The following is a 9,908-nucleotide window of genomic DNA, read 5'->3' on the forward strand; positions in this document are numbered from 1 at the left end:
TGTCCTAGAGGCTCGCCCCGTCGGGGAGTGGCGCAGCCTGGTAGCGCATCTGTTTTGGGAACAGAGGGTCGCAGGTTCGAATCCTGTCTCCCCGACCATTATATCGGTGACTTTCAAGTCACTGATATAATTGATAAAAATAGGCCATTTTTAACCTGTGCAGGAACTGTGTAGAAGTTTTTGCGGTTCGCCCAGAATGACGGCGACTTGAGACAGCCGTTTTCTCATTATTTTCGGTCAATGGCGTAAAGAGATTCGGACACCGATAGGCCTATCGAGTCATTCCGATTTTTGAGCAATTTTGGGGGTTGCGTCCGCCGACAGATCCCTTCCGAGTTCACCGAGCGTATTTCTGATTCTGGCACCTTGCTCCACATCCATTCCAATGTTCGCTTCCATCTGCTTGATGGTCGCAAACAGATCCTCTTGGCTCAAATCAGGAAACACCTTGGTCGCGGCAAAGAGGTTCGGCACTTGTTTTTCAAGAATATCGCGCAGTGACTTATGAGCCTTCGCACCGCGAACTTCTGACAGGATGGCCGCCAGCACCCAGCGAGAAATAATCGTCAGTGTGGTGATCTGGATCGGAAGCGTGTCACCGTCGGCGGTGAATTTCAGTCGGCTAATCAGGCTTCGAGCAAAATTTGGTCCCCAAATCGCTGCGATTGATTGAGCGGCGACGAAGAGAAAGCTGTCCCGAAAATCCTCACCCGGCCCCCCAGTGAACGGGATAAGGACCGATTCCTCGCCATTTTCGGTCTTGTATCGCTTGGTGCAACCGTGGAGCATCAGGTAAAGCATGAACAGCGATCGGGTGACAAAATTGAGATCGAGCGCATCGTCTGAGTCCTTCGCTCGCCCCAAGAAATCCTGAAACTTCCCAATTCCACGCCATAGCGCGGCTTGATTGCGATCGAACTCGCTGCCGGAAACAACCTGCGGCTCCATATCCGTAATGGATAACGTAACTTGCGGCACTGCGATTTCGTCTGATTGCCCAACATCATCCTGATCCTCGCCAACGTCGTGACCTTTCGCTTTGGCTGCGTCCTCGGCATCAAGCCTTTCGGCCGTCTCGACATTGACCATCCCGCGCAGAACGATCTGGAGAAGCGCTTGAAGTGCCGGATTGTCTCCATGAGCCAGCCCGGCCGACTTCATGCTGACGCGGAGGTTGAGCGCCTTCCTGAACTCTTCGGGAGTAGCGAAATCCCGTCCCACAATACCGGGAGTTGTGCCGTGTCCGCTAGCGGAGCGGATTCTTTCCAACGCTGGCCCGATCTTGGCATCATCTTCCAGCAAAAGGTGAATGTCTTTCGCGAGGCCGATCAGGTCGGCGTCTCCATTGAGGACCGCATCAAGCTTCTTTCGGATGGAGTCGGCAACCGGAAATGGCGCAAACCGCATCAGCTCTTCGGGATTAGCGATGATTATTGGCCGACTGTTCCTGCCGTCGGCAAGGCAAATGCGTGCAATATTTGAACCGAGTTTCATATCGCCTATGTCGGCGATCCATAGTCCATCAGCACGTTGCGCCAGAGGAAAATGCACATCGTCCACTTTTATTGACACCACAGGGGCAGTAAAATTTGGAACGGGCGACCAGGTCAGTCGTGTCGCACGACGCTCAACGGCCCCCGCCATAAAGGCCGTTGTGTCGAACGCAGTTTCAGTTTTGGCCGGGGGAACCGCAATGTCGGAAACCGCAATCTTGGATTTGTAGGATAGCTTCAGATCCTTCTTCGCAGATCCACGCGGGAGCTTTCTGTAAAGCAGGCATTCGTGATTTTTCCCCGCTTTGCCCGGCACACCCAGAGCGGCTACAGTGCAATTCGCGCTGCCTATGAACAGGAAATCGTGGTCGCTGCCGTGAAAGAGGAACATCTTGGCATGAAGAAAACGGTCGGAGCTTTCGTCGCCCGAGCCGATCGGATGAAATTTTAGCGCCAGCTTGCCAATGGCGGCAATCGGAAATGTCGATGATCGAGACGGGTTGCGTGCGTTCTGCGATAGAAAAATGCGCAGGTCTGGATTACCGACTGCGGCATTCAGACGCTTCAGTGCAGAAAGTTGGTCATCCCAATATGGGGAGATGATCGTTAACCGCTCAACAGGCTCATCGACCAACTTTAGCATCCTGTCGGCGAGCCCGTTTGCGTTCGCCGGGTCCGACAGCAACAGATCAATTTGAGATCCGTCCGACAGATTGAATGGGCCGTCTCGCTCCAGTCCGTTATCGTCAATCCAAGGCGACTGGCTGCGTATTAGCTCAAGCTTATACGCTGCCTTGTTGTCACCGGTGGGCGCGATCAACGCCGACATCCATTGGTGCGCCCTGATGAAAAGCGTCCGATGGACTTCGCTGTCTTCGTCCGCGTCTCGTGCCTGCCATGACAGGGTTGACACAAGCTCCAAATTGCCTGCCCAGCCCGCCGAGGTTACGTTTGCGGACCCGACAATCAGTCTGGCTTTCGCCTTTCCATAACGCAGGGCTAATTTCGGATGGAAGCACGAAGTGGTCGTAACGGGGACAATTAGATATTTCCGGCCAGCGTTCGCAAAGGCGTCTGGGAGCGCCTCCAGCGACTGCTCCAACATCGTCGCATCCGCCAGCAACAAGTTATTTTGGCAGCCAAGCCCGCGCAGTCTGAGTTGCAGGCTCGCATCGTAAAAGGCCGGATCGACGCTGAAAGTCGACAGGATTGAGCTGTGAAACCCGCCCTCCTTGAAGTCATCGAAGAGGCTATGCGGCATTGAGGAATTCCGCGCCGGCGGCGGTGACAATCCCCGATTCCTCATCAACTAAATGGGCATCGCGCGCGAACGTAAGCAAATTCGCTATTCTGGGCTGGGTATAGGTATATTCGCCAAACTCGCCATCCACCAGGCATCCGTCGTCGAGCGTGAACCGATAGGTGAAGCGCCCTCCGGTCGCCAACTTCTGACCAGCAATCGTCAGATGGTTCGATACCACGAACTTCTTGATTAGCTTCGCCACAGTGAGCCTGGCATTTTCAGCGGAGTTAAGGTCGAGAAATCTGAAAACTCCTTCGACTGATCTTCCTTCCACGGTTTCTTGTTGCAACTCGTCACGAACCTGCGTCGCTTTTCTCCACCGATGCCAAAGCGAAAAGATAAGCTGGGTGCTGCCCGTGACGCCCGATGTCTCGGGCATCCTCTTGACCGATGCCGCCGCAAGCAACTCTGCGCCCAGATCATGTTCTTCCCCGAGGCTCTTCAAGGCCATGCTAGCAGCGAGGTTCTCCGTCGAGGCGTTGCCATCGCTGACCGCGAGCGTTGCGAGGCTAGCTGCCAGTGCTTCAACCGTCGTTGGTCCGGCGAGCTGGTTGGACACACCCACAATGGCATTGAGCCATACTTCAAGAGCGATATGACAAAACTCGTTCAGAAAATAAGCCCGCCATCGCGTCAAATTTTCAATGCCGTGGGACGGGCCGCCAAGAATTCCCGATTGAACATACAGTTCCCGACGCAGGTCATATTCGCCGCTTGAATCCGAAACCACCGCCAAGACATTGCGAAGCGAACTTCGCCTTGCTTCGGCAGTGGGGTCATCGGCTCGACTGCCTTGCAGAAACTGCTTGAGCAACATGGCTTCGTGACTGGACGGATCGAGGTAGGACGGGTGGAGAGCCTCGGAAATCGTCTCGCAATCGGACCGCGAAATTCGACCTGCCTGTACAGCTTTGAGGAGGAGTGCACAGGCTTCCGGGTGCTCTTCCTGAACGGCAACTGCGAGCGCTTTACCAGCGATGCCGCTTACGGCATAAATTCGGGCAGAAGCGCTCTCGATCAAGCCCATTTCCAGCATACTCGCTGTATAGAACTGGCCGAAATTGCCGTATTTTGCTTTCAAGTACTGACCGTCTTCGCCGGGCCTGTTTGTTGGAGTGATGAGATCGAAAGATTTTTTGGACGTATCGGCGGCTTCATATCGCCACCATTCCGATCCAGCCATGCCAAGGGCGTTAGCGGCGTCTCCGATCTGACACGCCAGTGCTATCGCCGCTTCGCAGCGACGGATGAATTCTATCCATTTATCCTCCTTGGTGGTGTGATGAATATTCTCAAATTGCCACACGACCCAACAGTAGAAGGAATAGTATCGAAGCCGATTGGTCACATTCGTGAGCCCAGGTACAAGCGAGGTGTAAAGCCGCACGGACGCGGCCTGAAAGCCGAGCGGATCGCGCCCAGCCGAAAAGCTTCCTGGCTTGGTCCAGTCAGTTGTGAGTGTCATAGTATCCCTATCGCACCGGCGAGCGCGTAGATCGACAAAATTATATAGATCGAAAGGGATGTTCGGCGGAGGTTTGACTTGGCGACAAACAGTTGATTTAGCCGCAGCCCTACACAGTGCGTCCTACAACTTGGGAAGTCGCATCGGCACTGGAGAGGATAGGATGATGGCTGGGTCGGCCGATGAGCAGGTCCGAAATCGTTCAACCACAATCTTGAGTTGGTGCACGTCGCTGACCACAACTTTTGCGAGAAAGCAATCTTCGCCAGTGATTTGATGCGATTCAACGACTTCGGGCGCGTCGTCGAGTAACTTCTCTAATGTCGGCACTTTGCCGGGCATGGCGTTCATTCGAATGTAAGCCGCGACATTGAGGCCGAAGGCGCCGGGATCAACCACAACTGTGTATCCCCTGATCGCGCCTGCATCTTTGAGCTTGTCAATACGAGCCGTGATGCTGGGGCTGGCCATATCAAGCAGTTCCGCAACGTCTTTGATGGTTCTGCGTCCATCTTCGTACAATGCGGCAATTATTGCACGATCAATGTGATCGAGACGCCGGGTTAAATAGCGGCTTCGGTTCATGGTCTACCCCTAGCTGGATGACGCCAGCGGGGCCTTGTGATTGCGAAGGCAAATGTTCGATTTTGCCTTATTTGTGTGAACTCTCCGCAAAAATCTGTTGATCGCGAACCCACCCAGCAATGCGACGAACACAGTCCGCAGGATCAAGATTGAAGGTCAAAGGTCGTTTCCAGTTTCGATTGTAGAGTCGAAAAGCCAGTTCCGCCTTCTTGAAACCATAGCTGACTGGCTGCCCCGGCAGCTATCGTTAGTTCAATCGTCAGATGGGACATTCTTAAACGAAATCAGCAAGTCGGGAGCAATGCAATGAACTGCCAAGTGCAACTAAGATCAAATTCGGGACAATGGCTGCAATGACCTATTCTGCGGCGGCCATACTTGCTTTGGCGTCGCAATGCGCACCAACAGTCGCACCTGAAACGGTGCTAGCCATCGTTCAGACCGAAAGCAGCGGCGAGCAATTTGCCCTTAATGTGAACGGCGGGAGGCAACCCGCCCGCCAAGGCAACGCCGCCGATGCCACTGCAACGGCCCGCCGCTATGTCGCAGCGGGATATTCCGTCGATCTGGGGCTTGGCCAAATCAACTCGCGCAACATGCGCTGGCTTGGCCTGACCTGGGGCACGGTGTTTGACCCCTGCACCAATGTCGCGGCCTTGGCCCGCGTCCTCACCACGAACTACAACTCGGTGAAAGCCGGTCGTGATCCGCAAACCGCCCTTCGGGTCGCGCTCTCGATGTATAACACGGGGAGCCAGACGCGCGGTTTTCGCAATGGCTATGTTGCCAAGGTCGTTGGCAACGCCGGCGTTGTTGGCACAGCAGCATTTTATCGCGATGAGATGCCGGCTGTTGCAATAGCCGCGCCCGCGAGCGTCAATCTGCGTGGGAATCTCGCTGCGGAAAACACCGCGCTCCCGACGCCAATTTTTCAAACCCGCCCTGCACCACCTCCGAAATGGAACGTCTTTGAGCGCGCCGCTTACGACCGTGAAACCCAAATTCTCGCCGAAAACGAGAGGAGCAGCATATGAATGTCATCCTGAGAGTTGGGCGCGGCATCGGAACTTGGCGGGCAAACCTGGTCACCAGATTCAACGCAATGCCCAAGAGGCGGCAAAGCGCCATAGTGTGGGGTACAGCATTGGCTGCGGCGACGGTCATTTCGTTCGCAAACCCCGATCCCGCCTACGCGCAGAATCTGGAGAGTTTCGCCAGCAAAGTGCGCGCTTTGCTCTCATCGACCCTGCTCCGCACGCTCGCTGTCATCGCCGTCATCGTGACAGGCCTGCTCTGGTTCACGGGCCGTGCTTCGACCGCAGTGCTGGTCACGGTGATCATCGGGATCGCCATTGTCTTTTCGGCTGACGCCATTGTCGGCGCGATCGCCGGATAACGCCATGACCGACGACACCGAACTTCCGACCAAAAACACGCTGTTTCTCGCAGTGACGCGACCGGCGCTGTGGGCGGGAATCCCGATTGAGGCGGCGGTGTTGCTGCTCATTTCCAGCGCGTCGGTGCTGATATGGAGCAACAGCCCGGTTTATGCGGCGCTGGTCGTCGCTTTCGGCTATTCGATCTCGCGGCTGATCGTCCGCCACGACGTCAACGCCTTCCGCCTGCTGTTCCTGTGGGGGCGCACCAAGCTCGGCAATCGCAACCGCACATTCTGGGGCGGCAGTAGCTATTCGCCGCTGCCGCTCGCCGGGCTGCGTCGCAAGGGCTTTGGCCGTCATGGCTAAGCTGATCGCCTCAAGCCTGCTCGCTTCTGGGCAGGTGCCGCTGAAAGTGGCGCAGCGCGAGGCTGACCCGGGCAAATTCCTGCCTTACGCGCGGCATCTGAATGAGGACATGGTCGCACTGGATTCCGGCGACATCATGCTGACTTTCGAGTTGCAGGGCCGAGCCTTCGAGACTGCCGATGTCCGCGATCTCAACGACTGGCACACCAAGCTCAACGGGTTGCTGCGCAACCTCCATGATGAACGGCTGTCGATCTGGACCCATCTGATCAGAATGCGGGTCGATCAATATCCGGGCGGCACATTCAAGTCGGGGTTCGCGGCCGATCTCGACCGCGCCTATTTCGGGCGGATCAACCGGGAGCGGATGTTCATCAACCGCTTCTTTGTTTCGCTGGTGATCCGCCCCGGCGCCACGGGCGGCGACAAGATCATCCAGTTGTTCAAACGCAGAGTGTCCAAAGCGGTGCCGCAAGGTCCGATGATCGACGACGCGCTTGTCGAACTGCTCGATGACAAGGCCCGCGATTTCGAGAAACTGATGGCGCGCTGCGAGCCCCGTCGCTGCACGATTTACGAGCATCGCGGGCTGATGTTCTCCGAAACGATGGAAGTGGCCGACATGGTGATGACGGGCCGCCATCGCCGCGTCCCCGTCGTGCGCGGCCATCTCGGCGGCGCGCTCTACCGCTCACGCACGATCTTTGGCGCAGAAACAATCGAAGTGCGAGATGCCGATGCTTCGGCATTCGGCGGGATCTTCGGTATCCGCGAATATCCCGCCCAAACCACGCCTCGCCAGTTCGAGGCGCTGCTGTCGGTCGATTTCGGGTTCGTGTTGACGCAGAGTTTCACTTTCTCGGGCGGGCGGCGGCTACCGAGAAATTCCGGCTGCGCATGACCCAGATGGAAAATGCCGGCGACCGCGCGGTGAGCCAGGCCGATGCGCTGATCGATGCGGGCGACGATCTGATGTCGAACCGCTTTGTACTGGGCGATCATCACTTCACGCTCGCGGTCTATGCGAATTCGATGAAATCCCTGCGCGACTATATGTCGGTCGCAAGGGCGGCGCTTGCCGATACCGGCATGGTGGCAGCCCGCGAAGGCGCGGCACTTGAAGCGGCCTATTGGTCGCAGCTCGTCGGTAATTTCGCATGGCGCGCACGGCCCGCACCGATCACCTCGCTCAATTTCGCAGCCTTCTCGCCGTTCCATACATTCCCGGCCGGAGGTGCCAGCGGCAATCATTGGGGCGATGCCATCGCCTTGCTCAAAACCAATGCGCGCAGCCCCTATTTCTTCAATTTCCACAAGGGCGACCTCGGTCATACGCTAATCATCGGGCCATCGGGCGGCGGCAAGACCGTGCTGCTCAACTTCCTGATGGCGCAGACCGAGAAGACCGGCGCACGGCAGATATTCATCGACAAGGATCGCGGCGCGCAAATCTTTGTGCAGGCCAGCGGCGGCACATATCTGGCGCTCCATAACGGCGTCCCGACCGGCTTCTCCCCGCTCAAGGCGCTCGCCAATCGCGCAGAGGACAAGACATTCCTGTCGCTGTTCATCCGCCAGCTCGTCCGCGCCGATGGCAAACCGATTTCGGTCCAGGAAGAACGGCTGATCGAGGACGGTATCAATGCTGTGATGAAGCTCGACGTTGCTGATCGTTCGCTTAGCGCGCTCCGCTCGATGCTTGGCATGAAGGATTCCAGCGGCGTCGGTGCACGGCTTGAGAAATGGACCTCTGAAGGATCGCTTGGCTGGGTGTTCGACAATACGGCGGATTCAATGACCCTCGACGCCCGGTTCATCGGCTTCGACATGACCGACTTCCTCGACAACGCCGACATTCGCACGCCGGTCATGCTGTATCTGTTCCACCGGATCGACCATCTCCTGACCGGCGAGCGGATGGTGATCTGCATCGACGAATTCTGGAAGGCGCTCGGCGACGAGGCATTCCGCCGCTTCGCCCAGGACGGCCTCAAAACCTACCGCAAGCGCAACGCGGTGCTGGTCTTCGCCACGCAGTCCCCTGCCGACGCGCTCAAGAGCGACATCAGCCATTCGATCCTCGAACAGGTCGCCACCAAGGTCATGCTGCCCAATCCGTTCGGCGCGCGGCGCGATTATGTCGAAGGCTTCGCACTGTCAGAAGCAGAATTCAAATTGGTGCGCGAAGAGCTTGCGCCCGAGAGTCACAAATTTCTGGTCAAGCAAGGCCATGACAGCGTTGTGGTGGAACTCGATCTGGCAGGGCTGGATGACGAACTGGCGGTCCTGTCGGGCCGCGCGGAAACCACCGCCGTTGTCGACGAGATAATTGCCGAAGTGGGGAACGATCCCGCTGTCTGGCTTCCCCTCTTCCATAAACGGAGGCGTCCAAGTTGAACTGAGAGAAAGGTAAGTCGATGAAGAATTTGACCAAAGCCCAAGTTGGGGCACTAAGTGCAACATTGCTGTTCGCAGCCCCATTGCCTGCATTCGCACAAGGGATGCCTGTCCATGACAGTGCCAGCTTGATCCAGCAGATCAACGCCGTCCGACAGGCGCTCCAAGTCGTTGCCCAAGGCAAGCAGCAAATTGCCGAGGCGCAGAAGCTCTATCAGGATTTGAACAAGCTCACCGACATTCCCGCGCTGGCACAGCAGCTCAAATCCGACGCCCTGCGCGATCTCGACATATCGGGCGGATCGCTCGAAGGCTTCGGCAACGGCAATCTCGATGTGGTCGGCGCGGGCCGCGCCAAGGCCGATGCGGTCTATCGCGATCTGCTGGGGCAGTTGGGCCTTTCAGGTTCGGAACAGTCCCGCGCCGCCTATGACCTCAACGCGCGCAACATCGGGATCAATGCCGGCCTCGCCGAGAATATGGGCGCTGCCGTCACGTCGCGGGCGCAAGGTCTCGACCAGTTGCGCAGCCGGTTGGCAACCGCAGGAACGGCGAAGGAAGTGGCTGACCTGACGGCGCGGCTGCAACTTGAATCCGCAGCGATGCAGAACGACCAACTCCGCTTGGCAGCAATCGGCTTGCAGCAAGAGGCGCAGGAGCGCCAGCGCGCAGCCGAAGGGCAGGCAGCTCTCGCCCAAAAGCTGGACGCCGCAAGCCGCTACTATCGCGGGCAATGATGATGCGATCGGTGATCATCTGCACGGGGCTACTGTTGGCGGGGTGTGGCACGTCCACACCCCAAGCCGACATTCAGCCAAGGGATTGGCGATATTATGTCGCCAATCCCGACGAGATCGAACCGATGCAGAAGATTTGCCGCGAATGGGCGGGATCGACCGCCCCCAAGGACACCGAACCCG

At 57.3% G+C, this 9,908-nt stretch carries 8 protein-coding genes, 1 tRNA gene and 1 pseudogene; 7 read left to right on the forward strand and 3 right to left on the reverse strand.

All coding sequences use genetic code 11. The features are described 5' to 3' along the window. Positions 1–21 precede the first annotated feature (21 nt). Positions 22–98, forward strand: a tRNA-Pro gene (locus tag ABL922_RS13390). 181 nt (positions 99–279) lie between these two features. Here ABL922_RS13390 and ABL922_RS13395 read toward each other — a convergent pair. The 3 genes from ABL922_RS13395 to ABL922_RS13405 form a co-directional block, all read right to left on the reverse strand. Beyond that, complete coding sequence (locus tag ABL922_RS13395; RefSeq protein WP_349024714.1) at positions 280–2,754, reverse strand: hypothetical protein; 2,475 nt, start codon at positions 2,752–2,754, stop codon at positions 280–282. Further along, complete coding sequence (locus ABL922_RS13400) at positions 2,744–4,261, reverse strand: hypothetical protein (protein WP_349024715.1); 1,518 nt, start codon at positions 4,259–4,261, stop codon at positions 2,744–2,746. Before ABL922_RS13400 ends, ABL922_RS13395 begins: the two co-directional genes overlap by 11 nt. A gap of 123 nt (positions 4,262–4,384) precedes the next feature. Further along, the gene (locus ABL922_RS13405; protein ID WP_349024716.1) at positions 4,385–4,846 is read right to left on the reverse strand and encodes a winged helix-turn-helix transcriptional regulator; all 462 of its coding nucleotides are present in this window, start codon (positions 4,844–4,846) and stop codon (positions 4,385–4,387) included. Between the two features lie 353 nt (positions 4,847–5,199). Here ABL922_RS13405 and ABL922_RS13410 point away from each other — a divergent pair, with 353 nt between their 5' ends. The 6 genes and pseudogenes from ABL922_RS13410 to ABL922_RS13435 form a co-directional block, all read left to right on the forward strand. Continuing rightward, positions 5,200–5,880, forward strand: a complete 681-nt coding sequence (locus ABL922_RS13410; RefSeq protein ID WP_349024717.1) for a lytic transglycosylase domain-containing protein — start codon at positions 5,200–5,202, stop codon at positions 5,878–5,880. Next, complete coding sequence (locus ABL922_RS13415) at positions 5,877–6,242, forward strand: TrbC/VirB2 family protein (protein WP_349024718.1); 366 nt, start codon at positions 5,877–5,879, stop codon at positions 6,240–6,242. The genes ABL922_RS13410 and ABL922_RS13415 overlap by 4 nt, the downstream gene beginning before the upstream one ends. 4 nt (positions 6,243–6,246) lie before the next feature. Beyond that, positions 6,247–6,591, forward strand: coding sequence for a VirB3 family type IV secretion system protein (locus tag ABL922_RS13420; protein ID WP_349024719.1), 345 nt, complete (start codon positions 6,247–6,249; stop codon positions 6,589–6,591). Further along, positions 6,584–8,988: pseudogene (locus ABL922_RS13425) on the forward strand (VirB4 family type IV secretion/conjugal transfer ATPase). Before ABL922_RS13420 ends, ABL922_RS13425 begins: the two are co-directional and overlap by 8 nt. Positions 8,989–9,008: 20 nt before the next feature. After that, complete coding sequence (locus ABL922_RS13430; protein WP_349024720.1) at positions 9,009–9,725, forward strand: type IV secretion system protein; 717 nt, start codon at positions 9,009–9,011, stop codon at positions 9,723–9,725. Continuing rightward, positions 9,722–9,908: hypothetical protein (locus ABL922_RS13435; RefSeq protein ID WP_349024721.1), on the forward strand; the 187-nt coding region annotated here is incomplete at its 3' end. The genes ABL922_RS13430 and ABL922_RS13435, both read left to right, overlap by 4 nt.

The sequence above is a fragment of the Sphingorhabdus sp. genome, from assembly GCF_040079335.1.
Lineage (GTDB): Bacteria > Pseudomonadota > Alphaproteobacteria > Sphingomonadales > Sphingomonadaceae > Sphingorhabdus_B.

Coding starts and splice junctions, on each gene's coding strand:
- ABL922_RS13410 (WP_349024717.1), top strand. CDS start 5,200: ATGACCTATTCTGCGGCGGCCATACTTGCTTTGGCGTCGCAATGCGCA.
- ABL922_RS13420 (WP_349024719.1), top strand. CDS start 6,247: ATGACCGACGACACCGAACTTCCGACCAAAAACACGCTGTTTCTCGCA.
- ABL922_RS13395 (WP_349024714.1), bottom strand. CDS start 2,754: ATGCCGCATAGCCTCTTCGATGACTTCAAGGAGGGCGGGTTTCACAGC.
- ABL922_RS13415 (WP_349024718.1), top strand. CDS start 5,877: ATGAATGTCATCCTGAGAGTTGGGCGCGGCATCGGAACTTGGCGGGCA.
- ABL922_RS13405 (WP_349024716.1), bottom strand. CDS start 4,846: ATGAACCGAAGCCGCTATTTAACCCGGCGTCTCGATCACATTGATCGT.
- ABL922_RS13430 (WP_349024720.1), top strand. CDS start 9,009: ATGAAGAATTTGACCAAAGCCCAAGTTGGGGCACTAAGTGCAACATTG.
- ABL922_RS13400 (WP_349024715.1), bottom strand. CDS start 4,261: ATGACACTCACAACTGACTGGACCAAGCCAGGAAGCTTTTCGGCTGGG.